At 71.8% G+C, this 19,383-nt stretch carries 17 protein-coding genes; 10 read left to right on the top strand and 7 right to left on the bottom strand.

What is annotated here, in order from left to right:
• Positions 1–297 precede the first annotated feature (297 nt).
• Positions 298–1,713 carry a hypothetical protein gene (locus ACZ62B_RS11085; RefSeq protein WP_469689949.1) on the top strand — a complete coding sequence of 472 codons (1,416 nt, stop codon included), beginning with the start codon at positions 298–300 and terminating at the stop codon, positions 1,711–1,713.
• Between the two features lie 191 nt (positions 1,714–1,904).
• Here the strand turns inward: ACZ62B_RS11085 and ACZ62B_RS11080 are convergent, their stop codons facing one another.
• A complete protein-coding gene (locus tag ACZ62B_RS11080) occupies positions 1,905–2,237 on the bottom strand; it encodes a cupin domain-containing protein (protein ID WP_344558007.1) in 333 nt (110 codons plus the stop codon).
• Positions 2,238–2,358: 121 nt separating this feature from the next.
• On the opposite strand from ACZ62B_RS11080, the gene ACZ62B_RS11075 reads away from it, so the two are divergent.
• Positions 2,359–3,123, top strand: coding sequence for a YqjF family protein (locus ACZ62B_RS11075; RefSeq protein WP_344558009.1), 765 nt, complete (start codon positions 2,359–2,361; stop codon positions 3,121–3,123).
• A gap of 16 nt (positions 3,124–3,139) precedes the next feature.
• Here ACZ62B_RS11075 and gdhA read toward each other — a convergent pair whose 3' ends face one another.
• Positions 3,140–4,498: an NADP-specific glutamate dehydrogenase gene (gene gdhA, locus ACZ62B_RS11070; protein WP_344558011.1), complete on the bottom strand. Its 1,359-nt coding sequence runs from the start codon at positions 4,496–4,498 to the stop codon at positions 3,140–3,142.
• 247 nt (positions 4,499–4,745) lie between these two features.
• On the opposite strand from gdhA, the gene ACZ62B_RS11065 reads away from it, so the two are divergent.
• Together ACZ62B_RS11065 and ACZ62B_RS11060 are read left to right on the top strand one after the other, a co-directional pair.
• Positions 4,746–5,963 (top strand): sensor histidine kinase, encoded by a 1,218-nt coding sequence (locus tag ACZ62B_RS11065; protein WP_344558013.1) that lies wholly within the window; start codon positions 4,746–4,748, stop codon positions 5,961–5,963.
• Positions 5,960–6,622: a response regulator transcription factor gene (locus tag ACZ62B_RS11060; RefSeq protein WP_344558015.1), complete on the top strand. Its 663-nt coding sequence runs from the start codon at positions 5,960–5,962 to the stop codon at positions 6,620–6,622. Before ACZ62B_RS11065 ends, ACZ62B_RS11060 begins: the two co-directional genes overlap by 4 nt.
• 47 nt (positions 6,623–6,669) lie before the next feature.
• Here ACZ62B_RS11060 and ACZ62B_RS11055 read toward each other — a convergent pair whose 3' ends face one another.
• The 3 genes from ACZ62B_RS11055 to ACZ62B_RS11045 form a co-directional block, all read right to left on the bottom strand.
• A complete protein-coding gene (locus tag ACZ62B_RS11055; RefSeq protein WP_344558016.1) occupies positions 6,670–7,107 on the bottom strand; it encodes a hypothetical protein in 438 nt (145 codons plus the stop codon).
• Between the two features lie 255 nt (positions 7,108–7,362).
• Positions 7,363–7,572, bottom strand: a complete 210-nt coding sequence (locus tag ACZ62B_RS11050) for a DUF397 domain-containing protein (protein WP_468884711.1) — start codon at positions 7,570–7,572, stop codon at positions 7,363–7,365.
• Complete coding sequence (locus ACZ62B_RS11045) at positions 7,569–8,456, bottom strand: helix-turn-helix domain-containing protein (RefSeq protein ID WP_469689945.1); 888 nt, start codon at positions 8,454–8,456, stop codon at positions 7,569–7,571. The genes ACZ62B_RS11050 and ACZ62B_RS11045 overlap by 4 nt, the downstream gene beginning before the upstream one ends.
• Positions 8,457–8,968: 512 nt before the next feature.
• On the opposite strand from ACZ62B_RS11045, the gene ACZ62B_RS11040 reads away from it, so the two are divergent.
• The 3 genes from ACZ62B_RS11040 to ACZ62B_RS11030 all read left to right on the top strand — a co-directional run bounded on the left by ACZ62B_RS11040 (position 8,969) and on the right by ACZ62B_RS11030 (position 10,950).
• Positions 8,969–9,265, top strand: coding sequence for a hypothetical protein (locus tag ACZ62B_RS11040; protein ID WP_469689943.1), 297 nt, complete (start codon positions 8,969–8,971; stop codon positions 9,263–9,265).
• Positions 9,266–9,694: 429 nt separating this feature from the next.
• The gene (locus tag ACZ62B_RS11035) at positions 9,695–10,147 is read left to right on the top strand and encodes an ATP-binding protein (RefSeq protein WP_469690067.1); all 453 of its coding nucleotides are present in this window, start codon (positions 9,695–9,697) and stop codon (positions 10,145–10,147) included.
• A 455-nt stretch (positions 10,148–10,602) separates the two neighbouring features.
• A complete protein-coding gene (locus tag ACZ62B_RS11030) occupies positions 10,603–10,950 on the top strand; it encodes a hypothetical protein (RefSeq protein WP_469689941.1) in 348 nt (115 codons plus the stop codon).
• A gap of 385 nt (positions 10,951–11,335) precedes the next feature.
• Here ACZ62B_RS11030 and ACZ62B_RS11025 read toward each other — a convergent pair whose 3' ends face one another.
• On the bottom strand, positions 11,336–12,508 hold the full coding sequence (locus ACZ62B_RS11025; RefSeq protein WP_344558032.1) for an endo-1,4-beta-xylanase: 1,173 nt from the start codon (positions 12,506–12,508) through the stop codon (positions 11,336–11,338).
• A 221-nt stretch (positions 12,509–12,729) separates the two neighbouring features.
• Here ACZ62B_RS11025 and ACZ62B_RS11020 point away from each other — a divergent pair, with 221 nt between their 5' ends.
• From ACZ62B_RS11020 to ACZ62B_RS11010, 3 genes are all read left to right on the top strand, one after another.
• On the top strand, positions 12,730–13,677 hold the full coding sequence (locus tag ACZ62B_RS11020; RefSeq protein WP_344558033.1) for a LysR family transcriptional regulator: 948 nt from the start codon (positions 12,730–12,732) through the stop codon (positions 13,675–13,677).
• A 91-nt stretch (positions 13,678–13,768) separates the two neighbouring features.
• Positions 13,769–15,124 (top strand): carbohydrate-binding protein, encoded by a 1,356-nt coding sequence (locus ACZ62B_RS11015; protein ID WP_468884717.1) that lies wholly within the window; start codon positions 13,769–13,771, stop codon positions 15,122–15,124.
• A 673-nt stretch (positions 15,125–15,797) separates the two neighbouring features.
• On the top strand, positions 15,798–18,824 hold the full coding sequence (locus tag ACZ62B_RS11010) for an AfsR/SARP family transcriptional regulator (RefSeq protein ID WP_469689938.1): 3,027 nt from the start codon (positions 15,798–15,800) through the stop codon (positions 18,822–18,824).
• 308 nt (positions 18,825–19,132) lie between these two features.
• Here ACZ62B_RS11010 and ACZ62B_RS11005 read toward each other — a convergent pair whose 3' ends face one another.
• On the bottom strand, positions 19,133–19,306 hold the full coding sequence (locus ACZ62B_RS11005; RefSeq protein ID WP_468722237.1) for a hypothetical protein: 174 nt from the start codon (positions 19,304–19,306) through the stop codon (positions 19,133–19,135).
• Positions 19,307–19,383 lie beyond the last annotated feature (77 nt).

Below are 19,383 nucleotides of genomic sequence, written 5' to 3'. Positions count from 1 at the left end.
CCTCCCCGTTCCGGTCACTCTCCCGCGCTACCACACCGGTGCCGGAGGTGTGATCGTCATCGCACACAGTATCGCGGCATCACGAAGTGTGACATTGCGGTCGCTCCGCCCGTCTCGTCCCTCCCCGTGAAGAAGCGCTTGCACCAGGGCGGCTCTTCGGCGGCGGCAGTCGGTCCCCCGCGGCCCCGCCGACACCGACCGCTCGGTGGGGCCAGGCAACCGGCGTCCGTGCCGCCGGACGTAGTGACCCTCCTGAAACGACTGCATTCACGAACTCTCGTACGGTTGTATACCTTCATGCGAAGATCCACGACGGGGACGCGTGCATGGGGTGGGGCGGCGCTGGTGTGCGCCGCTGTCGCGGCTTTCCTGCCGTTGTCGCGTTACGGCGCTCCGGCTCCCCGCTGGGACGTCCTCGCCGCGCTGGGCGCGGCACTGCTGTGCGGGCTGGGCTGGGTGGCGGCGACCTGGCGGGCCCCGCGGTTCGTCCCGGCGCCCCCGGAGGCCCGGCCCGCGGACGACACCGCCCGCCTGCCCGCCAGGCTGCCGCGCCCGCCGCTGGTCTCCCTGTCCCGCGGCCTGGCGGTCGCCCTCGCGGGGTACGCGCTGGTGTCGGCGCTGCTGCTGGCCTGGCAGCCGGACGGCCGCCAGTCACGCACCCTCGCCGCGCTCCAGGACGCGGGCGCGACCGTCTCCACCGGCAGGATCACGGACGTGACGTCGCAGGAGGAGTCGAACGTGGGCGTCTCCGGACAGAAATTCGGCAGCTACTGGTACGCGTCCTTCACCGCCGAGCTGCCCGACGGCACCCGGCTGCCCGTGGACCGCGGCATCGTCGCCAACACCCCCTCCGGCTGGAACGAGGTCGAGGTGCTGCACGTCCCGGGCCGTCCCGAGCTGGGCGGCTGGGTGGACGACAGCACCGACATCACGGCGTACGTCCAGACCTGGCGGCCCCCGTTCGCCGCCGGCCCCTGGTTCCTGACCGCCCTCGCGGTCGCGGCGAGCCTGGCGCACCTCGGCGGGCGCAGCGGACGCTTCGGGCCCCACCGGGTGCTGGCCGAGGACGCGGCGGCGGGCCGGGTGAAGGCGTTCCGGGTGGACACCCTCACCGCGGTCCGGGACGAGCACACGACCGTCGGCGCCCGCGCCGGCACCACCCAGGTGGTGATCCGCCGCTCCCTGAATGCCTCCGGTGAGCGCGGGAAACTCCGGCTGTACGTGCCGGACGCCGACATGCCCGCCCTGGCCGCGGAGTTCGGGGCTTCCGGGGGCTGGCTGATGTGGGCGAACCGCTGGCGTCTGGTGCGCGAGAGCAAGTTCGTTCCTTGCGTCTTCGTCGCCCCCGACGGCCGGCTCTTCCGCTGTACCGCCTACCCGCCGGACCTCGCCCGCCTGCGGGAACGCGGGGTGGCGTCGGAGCAGTCGACGGACCCGTCCGTCACGGTCCGCGACTGGACCGGCCTGTGCGGGACGTCACCGGCCGTCCGTCTGCTGCTGGTCGTCCTGTACACCGCCGTGGCCGCCTGCGCGCTGCCCGCCCTGACGGGCACGGCGAGCCACCTCACGGGCTACTTGCCGCTGGCGGCGGCCGGGGTGGCCGCGGCCGTCGCCGGGTACCTGGTGACGCGCCCCGCCACCGCCACGGACGACCTGCCGGTCTGGGAACGGCGCAGAAGCCGGGACCGGAGGGTCCGGCGAGCGGGGACCTGAGCCCCTCCAGGTGCGCGGGGCTGTGTCTGTATGCGGCTCCGCCGCGCGGGCGCGGCCAACCTCCACGCACCCGCACGGGCCCACCGGCCGGATCGCCCTCAGGGGCGCGGGGCTGTATCCATATGCGGCTCCGCCGCGTGGGCGCGACCAGCCACGACGGCGCCGCAGACGCCGAACGACCGGCGGAGCGCTCAGCCCTGTTTGGCGACCGTGAGGAGCACCGCCGCGTCCTCCAGTGCCTCCAGGCCGTGGCGGGCGGGAGGGATGACGAGGAGATCCCCGGTGCGGCCCTCCCAGTCGGTGTCACCGCTGGTGAGGCGGACGCGTCCGCGCAGGACCAGCAGGGTGGCCTCGCCGGGACTGTCGTGCTCGGCGAGGGACGTGCCGGCGGTCAGCGCGAGGAGGGTCTGGCGCAGGGTGTGCTCATGGCCTCCGTGGACGGTGGTGGCGCTGCGGCCGTTGGAGGAGGCGGCGGCGCGTTCCAGGTGTTCGCGGGCGAGGGCGTCGAGGGAGAGCTTCTGCATGACATCGAGCTTTCCCGGGGGGCCTTGCCGGCCACCAGGGCCATGTGGGGCACATCGTGGTGCCCACCACGTTCACTCGTACCGCCGTACGGCCGCCGGCGCCCTCCGCGATACTGGCGCGGTGCCGCCGACACCGCGCCCACAGCCGATCACGCCCGACCCGCCGGAGGCGATCGCGCGTCCGCTGCTCACCCAGTCGTGGCTGGACCTGACGTTCGTCCACTGGGCGGTGGACCCGGCCGACGTGGCCCCGCTGCTGCCGCCGGGCACCGTGCCGGACACCCTGGACGGGGTCACGTACGTCGGTCTCGTCGCGTTCCGGATGCACAGGGTGGGATGGCTGCGGCTGCCGGGTGTCCCCTATCTCGGGAACTTCCCGGAGACCAACGTCCGCCTGTACTCGGTGGACGCGCACGGGCGGCGCGGGGTCGTCTTCCTCTCCCTGGACGCCTCCCGGCTGATCCCGGTGGCGGTCGGCCGCCTCGGGTTCCGGATGCCGTACCTGTGGTCCCGGATGCGCGTGGAGCACCTCGACGGCGGCACGGTGACGTACACCGCTTCCCGGCGCTGGCCCGGACCGCGGGGCGCCGGCGGCCGCATCACCGTGCGCAGGGGCGAGCTGATCGCGGAGCCGACCGGTCTCGAACACTTCCTGACCGCCCGCTGGGGCATGCACGGCGCCTTCTTCGGGCGGTCGGTGTACCTGCCCAACGCCCATCCGCGCTGGCCCCTGCACCGGGCCGAGCTGCTGGAGTGCGAGGAGGACCTGGTCACCGCGGCCGGGCTGCCGAGGCCGGCCGGGGAGCCGGTGAGCGTGCTGTACTCACCGGGCGTCCCCGCCCGCTTCGGACGCCCGGCCCGCCCGGCCGGCATCCCCACACCGTGATGCCTCGACGCATGCGTCAGATGACGCCCTGCGCGAGCATCGCGTCCGCCACCCGCTCGAAGCCGGCGATGTTCGCGCCGGTCACGTAGTCGCCGGGGGCGCCGTAGCGCTCGGCGGTCTCCGCGCAGGTGGTGTGGATGTCGGTCATGATGCGGGCCAGCTCGTTCTCGACCTGGTCGGCCTTCCACGACGTGCGCGACGCGTTCTGCGTCATCTCCAGCGCGCTGACCGCGACCCCGCCCGCGTTGGCGGCCTTGCCGGGGCCGAAGGCGACGCCGGCCCGCTGGAAGAGCTGCACGGCCTCCGGGGTGGTCGGCATGTTGGCGCCCTCGGAGACCGCCTTCACGCCGTTGCGGATGAGGGCGTCGGCGTCGACGGCGTTCAGTTCGTTCTGGGTCGCCGACGGCAGGGCGACGTCGGCCGGGACCTCCCAGACCCGCCCGCCGGGCACGAACCGCGCGGAGGCGCCCCGGCGCTCCGCGTAGTCGTTCACCCGGCCGCGCTCGACCTCCTTGATCTGGCGCAGCAGCTCCAGGTCGATGCCCTTCTCGTCGACGACGTAGCCGCTGGAGTCGGAGCAGGTCACGGGGTTGGCGCCGAGGGCGGTCAGCTTCTGGATGGTGTAGATCGCGACGTTGCCGGAGCCGGAGACGACCGCGGTCTGCCCCTCCAGGTCCTCGCCGCGGGCCCGCAGCATGGCCTCCGCGAACAGCACGTTGCCGTATCCGGTCGCCTCCGGGCGGATCAGCGAGCCGCCCCAGCCGGCGCTCTTGCCGGTGAGCACGCCGCCCTCCCAGCGGTTGGTGATCCGCCGGTACTGGCCGAAGAGGTAGCCGATCTCGCGGGCGCCGACGCCGATGTCACCGGCCGGGATGTCGGTGTACTCGCCGATGTGCCGGTACAGCTCGGTCATGAAGGACTGGCAGAAGCGCATGACCTCGGCGTCGCTGCGGCCCTGCGGGTCGAAGTCGCTGCCGCCCTTGCCGCCGCCGATGCCGAGCCCGGTCAGGGCGTTCTTGAAGATCTGCTCGAAGCCCAGGAACTTGATGATCCCGAGGTTCACGGAGGGGTGGAAGCGCAGGCCGCCCTTGTAGGGGCCGAGGGCGCTGTTGTATTCGATCCGGAAGCCCCGGTTGACGTGGACCCGGCCCTGGTCGTCCTGCCACGGCACCCGGAACATGATCTGCCGCTCCGGCTCGACCAGCCGCGCGACGAGCCCCGGCTCGGCGTACTCGGGGCGCGCTTCGAGCACCGGGGCGAGGGTCTCCAGCACCTCGCGCGCGGCCTGGTGGAACTCGGGCTCCGCCGGGTTACGGCGCTCTATCTCGGCGCGCAGCAGGTCGAGCGAGGTCTTGGGGTCGGGTCGTGAGGTCACGAGGTCCCTTTCTGGCGCGGCTGACACCGGTACAGATAGCCGGTGATGGGCGCTCGGCGCCGTTGCCGCGCGCAGGACAACGGCCGCCCCGGTCGTATACGACAGGTCGGCCGACCCTCCCAGTGTTACCCCTGTGTTAACTCGATACCAAGAGCCGGGCCGGATTGTCCGCTATTTGAGACTTGGCGTGCAGAAAACGGGACGGTGGGCCGGTGCCCGATCTCCCGGCCGGCCGTAGCATCCCGCGATGACCCTGTCTCGCTTACGGCCGTCGCCGGCCGACGCCGTCGTCGCCCTCGGTTTCGCGGCGGTCGGCTGCCTCGCGGGTGCCTACTACCGGCCGCCCGGCTGGCACGCGTTCGACGGACTCGGCTGCGTCCTGGTCTGCCTGACCGCGCTGCCCCTGGCGTTCCGACGACGGCTGCCGGTTTCGACGGTGCTGGCGTCGGCGGGCGCGTACGCCGTCTATCTCGGCTGCGGCTACCAGCCGTCCGTGAACGTCTGGACGCCGGTCGTCGGCCTGCTCAGCCTGGCCGGATGCCGTCCGCTGCCCGTCGCCTGGGCCGGGAGCGTCCCCGTGGCCGCGGTCATGGCGCTGAGCGGCCTCGCCGGTCGGCTGCATCCCGCGCTGGTGGCCGCCCAGGCCGTCCTCATCCCCGTGGTGGCCATCACCTTCGGCCACACCCGCTACCTCCTCGTACAGGCCAACGCCAGGCTCCGCGACGTCACCGCGGACCTGGTGGCCGGGCAGGAGGCGCGCGCCCGCAACGCCGTCACGCTGGAACGCATGGCGATCGCGAGGGAACTGCACGATGTGGTGGCCCACCACATGTCGGTGATCACCATTCAGGCCGGACTCGCGGAGACGGTGCTCACCTCGGACGTCCCGGCGGCCCGCAGCGCCCTGCGGGCCGTCGCGGAGACCGGGCGCGGCGCGCTCGACGAGTTGCGGCGCCTGCTCACCGTTCTGCGCGTCCAGTCCGACGACGACGGGCAGGAGGCCCCGTACGAGGCGGCGCCCCGCCTCGACCGGCTGCCCGAGCTGGTCGGCGGTGCCACCGCGGCCGGCCTGGACATACGGTTCACGGCAGCGGGTGAGCCGGTCCCCCTGCCGCCCATGGTCGACGTGTGCGTCTACCGGGTCGCCCAGGAGGCGCTCACCAACGTCATCAAGCACGCCCCCGGCGCACGGGTGGCCCTCACCCTCGACTACACCCCGGACGAGGTCGTCCTCATGGTCCGGGACGACGGCGGCCCGGACGGCCGCGCCCGCACGGGCGAGCGACCTGAAACCGTCCCCGGCTCGGGACTCGGCTTGATCGGCATGCGTGAACGGGCCAGGATCTGCGGTGGACACCTGTCCGCAGCACCCCACGACGGAGGCGGGTTCGAGGTCGAAGTGGTCCTCCCGCTGCACGCGTCCCGTCGTGCGCGCCCGGAGGAGTCGGAGGGGCAAGGACCATGACACGCGTACTGGTGGTGGACGACCAGGAGCTCGTCAGAGCCGGCCTGGCCTCCCTGCTCCGGACGGCACCGGACATCACCGACGTGCGGGAGGTCTCCGACGGCGAGGCGGCCGTCGAGGCGGCGTGCCGCGAGCGGTGGGACGTGGTCCTGATGGACATCCGGCTGCCGGGCATGAGCGGTATCACCGCCACCGAGGAGATCCTGGAGAAGGCGCCGGACCCGCCCCATGTGATCGTGCTGACGACCTTCGACGTGGACGAGTACGTGTACGCGGCGTTACGCGCCGGCGCCAGCGGCTTCCTGCTCAAGGACACGTCGCCGCGGCGGCTCGTCGAGGCGGTCGAGGTCGTGACCCGCGGCGAGATGCTCTTCGCCCCGGCCGTGACCCGGCGCCTGGTGGAGGCTTATACCCGGCAGCCCGCCTCGGCGGTCGAGCTGGAGGCGGTGTCGGAGCTGACCGCACGGGAGAGGGAGGTCCTGCGGCTGGTCGGCCTGGGCATCGACAACGAGGCCATCGCCCAGCAGTTGCACGTCACCGAGGGCACGGTCAAGACGCACCTGTACCGGATCATGGGCAAGCTCTCCCTCAACAGCCGCGCCCAAGCGGTCGTCATGGCGTACGAGAGCGGGCTGGTCGTCCCCGGACAGGCCCGGTGACCGCGTGGCGCACCGCTCCCCCTTAGTGGTGCGCCACGCGTTCGGCCTCAGCCGTCCGCGCTCACCCGCGACGCCTCGGCGCACCGGCTGAGCGTGTTGTTGCTGTCGAAGAGGCACACCTTGATGCCCACCTTCTGACCACCGGTGACGTTGCCGAAGGGGTCCCAGACGACGGCGGAGCCGGCCAGCCCGTTGGTGTTGTTCTTGGCCCCGAGGTACGTGCTGCCGATCCAGGCGTACGCCCTGACGCCCTTGCCGTCCCCGCAGTAGTCGTGGATGACGAGGTAGTCGTCGTTGTTGCCGCCGCCCGGGGCGCCCGCACCGTAGTCGACGAAGTTGACCACGCCGCATCCGCCGCTCGTCGTGCCCACCGCGAAGCTGTCGTTCGTGGCGGCGACGGCGGCCTGGGTGCCGAACAGCATCGTCGCGGCGGCGACCGCCGTGGTGGTGAACGCCGCACGGGCGGCAATGGCACGGAAGTTCATGGTGCATCCCCCATTTCGGTGTCGTCGGCCACCGCGTTCCTCGCCGCGGCGGCCTCGCGCTGACAGGTCGTCGTTCGACCTGCGCATGACACTACGAGCGCCGCACCGGCCCGTCGTCCGGCCCAGACCTGAGATACGCCGGCCACCGTGCGCTCTCCGCCGTATGCCTGTGGTTGACACCGCCCCCGGTGCCCCGCACGCCGACGCGCCCCACTCCCGGCGACAACCGGGCGTGGGGCGCGTGGCGTTGGAGCGTCAGCACTCCGAGGCGTACGTCACGAAGTCCGCCCACGCGTCCTGGGCGACCGCGAGTCGAGGGCCGCCCAGGTTCTTGGAGTCGCGGACGTGGATGGTGTGGGGCGCTATCGCGATCTCCACGCAGGAGTTGCCATCGGGGCCGTCGCTGTAGCTGCTCTTGAACCAGACCAGTTCAGCAGCGTCCCCGGCAGAAGCCTTGCGGATCATGTCTCTCCCAGCACTTGCTCAATGAAGGCCAGCGACTCCCGAGGAGTGAGAGCCTGCGCCCGGATCGTCCCATACCGCAGCTCAAGGATCCGTAGCTGCTTCGGATCGAAAGTCGGCCGACCACTGAACGCACCGTCGGAACGACCTGCCGCCGTACCGTCGGTGAACTTCAGCACCTCGATCCTGCCGTCCAGCCCAGGGTGAGCCCCCGCACTGGTAGGCATCACCTGCAACGTGACGTTACGCAACCGCCCCACCTCCAGCAGGTGTTCGAGTTGCTGCCGCCACACCATTGTGCCTCCGACAGGTCGACGCAGCGTGGCCTCTTCCAGGACGAAGCTGAGAGCCGGAGCAGGAGACCGTTCGAAGATCGACTTACGCGCCATGCGAGCGGCGAGCAGACGCTCCGCCTCCTCCTCCGAGTACGACGGCTGCCATGCATCGAACAAGGCCCGCGCATGCTCGGGCGTCTGCAACAACCCATGAATGCTGAGCCCGACGTACACGCCGAGCTCGACCGCCCTGGCCTCCAACTGCGCCAATGCCCGCACGCTCTTCGGATACCGGACCCTCTTCACGTCCTCCCAGGCCGCCGAGAGCAGCCCGCCCGCCCCCAACACCTCGTCGGCCTTGTCCAGATACTCCCGCTGAGGAATCCGCTTCCCGCCCTCGACCTTGTAGACGAGGTCCTCCCCGTATCCGATCGCCGCCCCGAACTGGCCGGCCCGCATCCCCGCCGCCTCGCGCCGCAGCTTCAACTGCCGCCCCACCGTGGTGATGACGGCGACACCCCACTCGTCGTCCGGATCCACCTCCCACCCCGGCTCGTCCGCCTCGCCCGCCGCTTCCGTCGGCCGTACCGCCTCACCGTCCACTGCCGTCACGCCGCACCCCTCCGTCGTCCCGCGCCGCACCGCGACGCCCTACCCGCACCAACCGCCCCGACCGTCCGGACAGCACCGGACAAGCAGTGGACAGTCACCACCAGCAGGGAGATCCACCACCACTCACGCTAGATCGCGACAAGACCCCCGGTGAGGAAAACCCATAATTCATACTTTTAAGCGCTATGTCACACAGAACACCCATACCCGACCTCATGATCTGACCATGATCAATAGGTCGGGTGGGTTGACCAGCCCCCGGCCGCATGCAAGTCCCACTTGGGGGAAAGAATGAAGCGCGCTGCATTCGCAGTCGTTGCCATGTGTGCCGTCACTTTCGCGACTCCGGGAGTCGCCTTCGCGGATTCTCCGGAACCCGCCCCGCTGGGTGTCTGCGACGGGGGATGGAAGACCGACATCTACGCCCAGTCAAAGAAGCACCTGGGCAAGGGCCGATCTACAAGGACGGCCCCGGGGGGACCATGGTCCTGACGCGGGTGAAGGCCGGATCCGTGGCGACCAAGATCACGGTCGGCGGAGGAGTGTCCGTCAGCGGCATCGTGGCCGAGGCAAAGGCCGAGGTGAGCCGCGAGTCGGTCAAGGAAGTGTCCTGGGAGACGCAGCACCAGTACCGGCGCAACACAAGCCGCAACAAGTACGGCAACGCACAGTTCGGCTCATGGGGTCACCACGTCAAGTGGCAGAAGTACTACCAGTTGCCCAACTGCAAGAAGACCCAGATCTCGTACGGGGAGGCCGACGTCGCCAACAAGACCGTCGGGTTCAAGTACCGGGAAACGAGTTCCTGATGCGATCCAGTCGTGCGGCCTTCGCCACGGCAGCCGTCCTGTGCGGGTTGCCGACCTCCTGCACGGGCGAGGACGACTCGGACAAGCCCAACGTTCCGGATGCGACCCCGTCGAGCGTCACGCCACCTCCCCAGGAACCACTGACCGCCCCCGAGCTGGACGCCGGATACGAGGAAACCCTCTCCGAAGGCCCTCATCACGGCGTCCGGCAATTCGGCGCGAAAGGTCCACTTCACCGTGGCGACGGAGGATTCCGTCCGCTGGTACGTCAGCATTCATGTTCCCAAACGCTGACCGATCCCCTCCCTGAGAAGGGAGGGGAGTCCCGGCACGGGCCGCACCGACAACGCCGACAGCCTCGGACACGTCACCGACAGTCACGGCACGCGCCTCCGTAATCACTCATGGCAACGGATGCGGGCCATCACTCTGAATGCCGTGCATCAGGAAACCGCCGGCATCACGGCTCAACCGACCAGCCCCTTCCCCCACTTCAGCGTGCTGCTGTCCGCCACCCCGCGCAGCGCCCGCCTCGCCCGCCTCCTCACGGACGCCCAACTCCGGGACTGGGGGTACGACTCGGAGACCGCACGCCATGTCGTGGCCGAACTGGCGGCCAACGCCGTCACCCACGGTCGCGTCCCGGGCCGGGACTTCCGTCTTGAGTTCTACGTGGTGGACGACACGCTCCGTATCGAGGTCACCGACACACGCGGCGAACGCCTGCCCCAGCTCCAACCGCCCTCCGTCGACACCGAGTCGGGCCGCGGTCTGCTTCTCGTGGAAACGCTCGCGGACCGCTGGGGCGTGACCGAGGACCGCTTCCCGCGCAAGACCGTCTGGGCCGAACTGCGCCTTACATCACCGCAACCCGGGATCTGAAGCTCCGGTGCCGTCGGCGCCTTCCCAAGGGAATAACTCGGGGGAAAGCACCCCACCAAGCCCCACCCCTTCCCGCCCGAGGCGCGTGATCACTCGGGCGGGTGAACATCACCGACTCAGCTGGATTTTCGGGTGCCCGGCTCCCCTACGCTCAGCGCACACAGCCCGAAAAAGACTTCGGCCCCCGCCGGCAATCCGACCCGGTCGCGTCACCACACCGGCGGCGTCATCCACGACAACACCCGCCACCCCATCACCGGTCCGTCACCCACTACGCAACTGCGACGGCTGCGACCACGCCTTCCGCGCCCCCGGAACCGAGACCCACTGCCGCACCTGCCGCACAGCCGCCTCACCCACTCGCTGAGCGGAGGAAGGACACCGTGATGTTCGCGCCCGAGTACCCCAGCCGTCCCGGACCACTCCCCTGGCCAGTGCACTCCCGGGAGGACTCCATGAGCACGCAGGCCGACCACGGACACGAGCTGGTTCCCCGCCCCGAGCAGACCCCGGACGCCCTGCGGGCCGCCCTCGCCGTCGTGGACCCGAAGCGCCTGCCCGAGATGCAGCGCACGAAGGACGAGGCATTCGCCAAGGCCGTGGAGTGGCAATCCCTCAGCCCGGTGCGGAGCTGGGTCCTGACCTGGGCCCGTGACATCGAGATCGCCCGCCGCCCCGACCTCTCCACCCGCCACTCCCGCGCCAAGGACAACCTGGAGCACGAGGACGCGGCGACCGCCCGCGAGGCCCTGCGGGAGTTGACCTCGGTCCTGGACGAGGCCATGAAGGCAGTCCACGCTTGAGTTGGACCTGGGAGTACGCTTTCGGCGCTGAGGAAGCCGCCCGAACCGCCCCGCCCGCCTTCCTCAGCGAAGTGGAACGCAGAGCCGCCGAGCTGGTCAGAGCGGCCGGAGCACAGTACCTGCACGGCCGCGCGCACGCAGGGGCGACCCGAAGGGCGGCGACATCACCGTTCGCGGCGGGATGTTCACATACCAGATCGTCGTACGCAACGAACGCGTCCACGTCGTCCAGATCACCTACCTGGGCTTCTGATACGACACCGCTCGGACAAGGCGCGACCGGCGACGAGGGCGGGGCGTACGTGGCGGTGGCCCGCAAGGTGTGAGGCCTCGCGGGGCAAGACGGCGGGGCCGCCCCCGTCAGGGGCGGCCCCGCCGGGCGTACTCAGTGCTTGTGGTGCTTGTGGTGCTTCTTGCAGTCGTCCTCCCGGGCCGCTTCCTTCAGCGTGTCCCGCAGGGCGTAGAAGGCGGGCTTGCGCTCGTAGTCGTCGGTCATGACGTTCGCGAAGCCCTCGCCCTCGAAGAACACCGGCACCCATGAGTACTTGTCGGTGAAGCCCCAGATGGTGAACGAGTTGCAGCCGTCGACGGCCAGGCAGGCCTCGAGCGTCCGCTGGTAGTAGTCGGCCTGCTTCTGCTCCTGCGCCTCGGTGGGCACACCGCTCTCCGGCAGGTCCATGCGGACGTCCAGCTCGGTGACGGCGGTCTCCAGGCCGAGCGCGTCGAACCGGCGCAGGTTGTCCTCCAGGTCGCCCGGGAAGCCGTACCGCGTGCTCAGGTGCCCCTGCACGGAGAAGCCGTCCACGGGTACGCCCTGCTCCAGCAGGTCCTGGATGAGCGCGTAGTAGGCGTCGCTCTTGGCGTTGACGCCCTCGACGTTGTAGTCGTTGAAGAACAGCTTGGCCTTCGGGTCGGCCTCGTGGGCCCACCGGAAGGCGTCGGCGACGATGCCCGGTCCCAGCTCGCGGATCCAGATGTTGTCCTGGGTCCGCAGCTTGCCCTGGTCGTCGAAGATCTCGTTGGCGACGTCCCACTGCTGGATCTTGCCGGCGTAGCGGCCGACGACGGTGGTGATGTGCTCGCGCAGGATCTCGCGCAGCTCCTCCTGGGAGAAGTCGCCCTGCTCCAGCCACGCCGGGTTCTGGCTGTGCCACAGCAGGGTGTGGCCGCGCACGACCTGCTTGTTGCGCTCGGCGAACTCGACGATGGCGTCGGCCTGTCCGAAGTCGTAGCGGTCCCGCTCGGGGTGGATGTAGTCCCACTTCATCTGGTTCTCGGGGGAGACCGAGCTGAACTGGCGCCCCAGGACCTTCCGGTACTCCCTGTCGTACGTGAAGGGGTCCGGGTAGTCCTGCTCCAGGTGGTGGCCGCCGCCTGCCACGGCGGTGCCCACGACGAAGTCATCGGGAGCGGCCGAGCGCAGCCGGTCGAACTTGGCGTTGGAGTGCGGCGCCGCCTCCTTGCCGGCCGACGGGTCGGCGGCGGCCGAGCCCGTCGCGAGCGGCAGGGCCAGGGCGGCGGTGGCGAGGGCCACGGTGGCGAAACGAATGGATCTCATGCGGGGAGTCTCATTCCCATCGTCATTCTCGAAAGTTTCGAACATGAATCCGAAACATTAGGGATGGGCGGACGTTAAGGTCTGGCCGAGCCGCGCGTCAATACCTGTGCGCAGGTCATGTCCGCACCCGTGCGCGGTTCACGTCCGCTCCGACGACCGGTCGGACAGCAGGTCCGTACCAACCCCTTGCTCCCGCACCCATCACGTCGCAAGCTCCCCTCATGGAGCTGGAGTTGCGGCATCTGAAGACGATCCGGGCGATTGCCGACGCCGGCAGCCTGACCAGGGCGGCGACGGCCCTCGGGCTCGCGCAGCCCGCGCTGAGCGCACAGCTCAAGCGGATCGAACGCGCCTTGGGCGGTGAGCTGTTCGAACGCGGGCGGCACGGAGTACGGGCGACCCCGCTGGGCGAACTCGTGCTGGAGCGCAGCCGGATCGTGCTGCCCGCGGTCACCGAACTGCAGCAGGAGGCGGCGCGGTTCGCCCGCACCTCGCGCGCGACCGCCTGCTTCCGGCTGGGCGGCACCCACGGTCCGCTGCTGGGCGCCCTGGTGGACCGGCTGGCGGACGCGACGCCGGACGCCCGCGTCACCACCTGCACGTCCTGGTCCGAGCGGGAGCTGGCCGCACTGCTCGTCGAAGGCCGGCTGGACTTCGCCCTCGCCGGGACCTGCGGCTCGGCCGAACCGCCCGGCGCGGAGGGCCTGGTCTGGCGGGAGGTCGCGGTCGACCCGGTGTTCGTCATGATGCCGGAGGGCCATCCGCTCGCCCATCCCGGCGAGGTGGACCTGACCGAGCTGGCCGGCGAGCAGTGGGCCTGCGTCCCCGGCGACGGCTGCTTCGGGGACTGCTTCACGGCGGCCTGCGCCCGCGCCGGCTTCACCCCGCGCCGGATGTACGAGACGGACACCTCGTCCCTGGTCCACCTGGTGCAGGTCGGCCGGGCGGTCGGGCTGTGCCGGGCGACCTTCCCGACCACACCCGGAATCACCACCCGGCCGCTCACGGGCACCCCGCTGACCTGGCGGCACCTGCTGGGCTGGCACACCGTGACACAGCGGGCGGAGACCGCCGCCACCGTCCTCGAACAGGCCCGGCTGGCCCACGCGGGCGTGGCGGCGCGCAGCGACAGCTATACGGAGTGGCTCGCCGCCCAGCCCGTTCCATAACACCGGGGGGAGGGCCGGCCGGGCTCTTACGCCCGCCGATCGGCCCTCCCTACGGTTTCGGCACCTCCCCACCGAACCGAGGAGATGCCCCATGCCCCACCGACACCTCCCCCGGCGTACCAGATCCGTGGGTGCCGCCGCCGCGGCGACGGCCGCCCTGCTCGTGGCCGGGCTCAGCGGCTCCGCGAGCGCGGAGCCGGCCACCCCGGCGGCACAGACGCTGCGCACGGACGCCGCCCCGCCCGCCCTCCTCGAGGCCATGGAACGCGACCTCGGTCTGGACCGGGCGCAGGCCGAGCGGCGCCTGGCCAACGAGGCGGAGGCCGGAGCGACCGCGGGCCGCCTGCGCGCGGCGCTCGGCGCCGACTTCGCGGGCGCCTGGGTGCGCGGCGCCGAGTCCGGCACCCTGACCGTGGCGACGACCGACGCCCGCGACATCCCGGCCATCGAGGCACAGGGCGCGAAGGCCACCGTCGTACGCCACGCCCTGACCGACCTGGACGCGGCCAAGTCCCGCCTGGACCGGGCGGCTCAGCGCAACGACACCACCGACGCCCCCGTCTGGTACGTGGACGTCCGCACGAACACGGTGGTCGTCCAGGCGGTACGCCCCTCCGCCGCCCGCGCCCTCCTGTCGGCGGCCGGCATCGACCACTCCCTCACCCGGATCGAGAAGTCGGCCGACCGGCCCCGCGCGCTGTACGACCTGCGGGGCGGCGAGGCGTACTACATCAACAACAGCGGCCGCTGCTCGATCGGCTTCCCCATCACCAGGGGCACCCAGGAGGGCTACGCCACCGCCGGCCACTGCGGGCGGACCGGTGACAGCACGAGCGGCTACAACCGGGTGGCGCAGGGCACCTTCCAGGGCTCGGTCTTCCCGGGCCGGGACATGGCGTGGGTGGCCACCAACTCCCAGTGGACGGCGACCCCCTACGTGAACCGGGGCGGCCAGAACGTCCAGGTCACCGGCTCCACGCAGGCCCCGGTCGGCGCCTCGGTCTGCCGCTCCGGCTCCACCACCGGCTGGCACTGCGGCACCATCCAGGTGCTGAACACCAGCGTGACCTACCCCGAGGGCACCATCACCGGCGTGACCCAGACCACGGTGTGCGCCGAGCCGGGCGACTCGGGCGGCTCGTACATCTCCGGCAGCCAGGCGCAGGGCGTCACCTCGGGCGGCTCGGGCAACTGCAGCAGCGGCGGTACGACGTTCTTCCAGCCGATCAACCCGCTGCTCCAGAACTACGGCCTCACCCTGAAGACGACCGGCGGCGGCGAGGAGCCGCCCGAGGAGGAACCGGGCGGCACCTGGTCGGCGGGCACCGTCTACCAGCCGGGCGACACGGTGACGTACGGCGGCGCCACCTACCGCTGCCTCCAGGGCCACCAGGCCCAGACCGGCTGGGAGCCGCCGAACGTCCCGGCGCTGTGGCAGCGCGCGTGAGCTGACATCTCCGACGGGGGGAGACCGGCCCCGGGTGCGCTGTGGTGGGCGCGCCCGGGGCCGGTCCCATGACGTCGGCGTCCCGGGGCGTACATGGCACACATGGCGCACATCAGGAAATCCGCCCCCGCCGCCCCTTCCCGTCCCGAACCTGAGGGCTGCGCCCCCAGACGGGCTGACTTCCAGCCCCTCCGGCGTTTGAGGAGCGGGGTCCGGGGCGGAGCCCCGGGGTCGGGACGGGAAGGGGCGGCGGGGGCGAAGAACCGTCAGACCGGACCAGCCGCCGCACCCCGTACCGCCGGGCGGCGATAGCGAACGCAACCAACCCTCGCCGCCCCGGCAGCCGCGGCCCCCTCCCCCGCGCCCCGACCGGAACCTTCCCGCCGGCCGACCCCCCGGCCACCCAGCCCCCGACCCCGGGACACCAGGTACGTACACGCGGAATTCACCGCAGTGGCGGGCAAAGGACCGGCCGGTGCGTTAACGCCCGGGAAACTCCGGACGACCACCGGGTTCCGCACCGCCGTTCGGTGATCGCAGGCCGGATTCACCCTCGAACCACCAGCCTCGACCGGGTTATCGTTCACACGGTCGAGCCCGCCCTGACGTGCGAGGACAGGGCCGGGGAACGCCGAATGGGCGGTACGCGCCCGGCATGGGGACATGGGGGGTCATGGCCGAGGAACCAGCGAGGGCGGAGCCGGAGAGAGAGTTCCCTTCCTTCACACTTCTCGGGCCGCTGCAGGTGCGCGGACCCCACGGCCCGCTCCACGTCCCACCGGGACGGCAGGAGGCCATTCTCGCCGCGCTGCTCCTGCGCGCCAACCAGGTGGTCGGCACGGACCACCTGGTGGATCTGGTCTGGGGGGACCACCCGCCAAAGACAGCGCGTACGCAAGTGCAAATATGCATCTCCCGTCTCCGGAAGCTCCTGGGCCGGGCCGCCCGCCCCGCGGCCATCACCACCCGGCCCCCCGGCTACATCCTCACCACGGAGCCCGGCAACGTGGACGCCGCGCTGTTCACCGACCTCGTGGCGGAGGCCAGACAGCTCGGCCGGCAGGGCCGGCGGGAGGAGGCCGTGGACCGGCTGCGTACGGCCGCGGCCCTCTGGCGGGGCGACTGCCTGAGCGGCCTCGGCAACCACCGTCTGGCCAACAGGACCCGTCACCTGGACGAGGAGCGGCTGACCGCCACGGAGCTCCGTATCCAGCTGGAGCTGGACCTCGACCGGCACGAACAACTGGCGGGCGAACTGGAGATGCTCGTCGGCGAGCATCCGCTGCGGGAGAAACTGCGCGGGCAGCTGATGACCGCCCTGTACCGGTCGGGAAGGCGGGCGGAGGCCTTGAAAACCTACCGCCGGGGCCGGGACCTGCTGGTCCGGGAGCTGGGGCTGGAGCCCGGACCGGAGCTCAGGGAGCTGGAGTCGGCGATCCTGGCCGGCCGCCTCTCCGCCGACGCCGCGGCCGGCTCCCCCACGAGGAGCGCCGGAACACCCGCGCCGCAGCCGCCGGCCGCCGAACAGGCACCGAACGCCACCACGCCCCCGCCCGGACCCGTCCGCGTCGTCCCGCGCCAGCTTCCCGCGGACATACCCGACTTCGTGGCCGAGGCCGGCCGACCGGCCGTGCTGGAGGAGGCCCTGACCGGTGGCGGGAACCCGGAGGGCGGCGGACCGGTCGTGATCACCGGCAAGCCGGGCACCGGCAAGTCGGCCCTGGCCGTGCGGGTGGCCCACCGCCTGGCCGAGGCGGACTTCCCCGACGGCCAGCTCTACTGCGACCTGCGCGGCACCACCGGCTCCCCCGCGACTCCCGCGGAGGTGCTCGGCCGGTTCCTGAGAGCGCTCGGCATACCCGGCCAGATGATCCCGGAGTCGCCGGACGAGCGGGCCGAGATGTACCGCACGCGGCTCGCCTCCCGCCGCATCCTGGTGGTGCTGGACGACGCCGCGAGCGAGGGACAGGTCCTGCCGCTGCTGCCCGGCAGCGGCGACTGCGGAGTGATCGTCACCAGCCGGTCCCGGCTGACCGCGCTGCCCGGTGTGCACCGGCTCGAACTCGACGTCCTCGACGAGGACCGTGCCCTGGAACTACTGGCCCGCATCGTGGGCCGGCAGCGGGTGGAACGGGAACGGCCCGCGGCCGAGGCGCTGATCCGCACGGTGGGGCGGCTCCCGCTGGCCCTGCGCATCGTCGCCGCCCGGCTGGCGGCCCGCCCCCACTGGACACTGGCTTCGATGGTCCACCGACTGGCCGACGAACGGCACCGGCTCGACGAGCTGACCCACGGCGAACTGACCATGCGGGCCAGCCTGTCGCTGACCTACGACGGGCTCGGGGAGAAGGACCGGCGGCTGCTGCGCCTGCTCAGCATGGCCCGGACCCCCACCCTCCCCGGCTGGCTGGCCGGGGCGCTCGCCGACGACCGCCGCCCCTTCCTCCCGGACCTCCTCGACCCCTTGGTCGACGCGCAGATGCTGGACGTCGTCGGGGTGGAGGGCTCCGGCGACTTCCGCTACCGGTTCCACGAGATCATCCACGTGTACGCCCGGGAGCAGCTCGCCGCCCAGGACAGCGAGGAGCTGCGCGGCGCGGCCTTCGCGCGGATGGCCGGCGGCTGGATGCACCTGGCCCAGGAGGCGCACCGCCGGGTGTACGGCGGCGACTTCACGGTGCTGCACGGCGACGCCCTCCGCTGGTCCCCACCGGAGCCGTACGTGGAGCGGCTGCTGACCGACCCGCTGGCCTGGCTGGACGGGGAACAGGCCGCCCTGTGCCGGATGGTGGGCCATGCGGCGGACGAGGGACTGCACGACCTGAGCTGGGACCTGGCCACCACCCTGGTCACCCTGTTCGAGGTACGCGGCCACTACGACCTGTGGGAGCAGACCCACCTGCGGGCACTGGAAGCCGTCAGCCGGGCGGGAAACCTGCGCGGCACCGCCGCCGTGCGCGCCTCCCTCGGATCGCTCTACATGCGCCGGAACCAGTCCGTTCCCGCCCGGAACCTCCTGGAGTCGGCGCTGAGCCTCTTCCTGACCCTGGAGGAGCCCCGGGGGAAAGGGCTGTGCCGCCGGGACCTGGCGCTCATCGCCCGGCGGGAGGGCGACCACGCCACGGCCGGCCTGCTGTACGCGCAGGCCATGGAGGACTTCACCGCGAGCGACGACGCGGTGGGCCGGGCGAGCGTCCTCACCCAGAGCACCCACGTCCTGCTGCACCAGGGCCGCGGCGACGCCGCCCAGCGGCAGCTGGACGAGGCGTTCCGGATCTACGAGGCCCTCCGCTACACCGGTGGGCAGGCGCGGACCCTGCGCCGGTCGGGACAGGTCCTGCTGGAGCGGGGAGAACCCGAGCGGGCGCTGATCGCCCTCACCGAGGCACTGGAGTTCTGCCGTGACTCCGGCGACGTCATCGGGGTGGGACACCTGCTGCACGACCTGGGCCACACCCTCACCGCCCTCGGCCGGACCCGGAGGGCGCGGGAACTCTACGAGCAGTCCCTGGCGGCCCGGGAGCAGATCATGGACCTGAGCGGCAGCGCCCTGGTCCGGCTGGACCTCGCCCGGCTGCTGGCCGCGTCCGGCGACCGGGAAGGGTCACGGGCACTGCTGGCGCCGGTGGTCGAGGTGTTCCACGAACGGCACATGGGCCGGGAGGCCGCGGAGGCGGAGCGACTGCTCGGCACCGGCTGAGCCACAGGACGGCCCCGACGACCTCCACGGCCTCCCGCCCCGGGGCCGGTTCTCCGCCCCGGACGTCCGGTCCCGCCCCGGACGTCTGCGCCGACCCCGCCCCGGACGCCCGGTCCCGCCCCGGACGTCTGCGCCGACCCCGCCCCGGACGCCCGGTCCCACCCCGGACGTCTGCTCCGACCCCGCCCCGGACGCCCGGCCCCACACCGGACGTCTGCTCCGCCCCGGCCCCGGATGCCCGGCCCCACACCGGGCGTCCAGCCCGGCCCCACCCCAGGCACCCGGCCCCGCACCGGGGATCATCCGGTTCAGTCCCAGGGGTCGTTGGCCTCCCGGCCTCCCACGAGCACGCGGGGCTCCGTCGCGGGGACCGTCTCGTCGGCGGCGCGGCCCATCGGGGCGGCCACGGACACGGCCGCCGCGGCGGACAGGGCGGCGGGCGCGGTACGGAGTGCGTGACGTGCGGTCCTGCTCCGGGACATGGTGTCTCCTGGGTGCGGGCGGATTTCCCTCGTGGCGCGCTCCGCACGCTAGGAACAGCGGGATTCCCCGGACCGCC

The organism is Streptomyces sp. NPDC053426, assembly GCF_055585405.1.
Note: the sequence above shows the minus strand (reverse complement) of the source record. Positions and strands in the feature narration are given on the sequence as shown.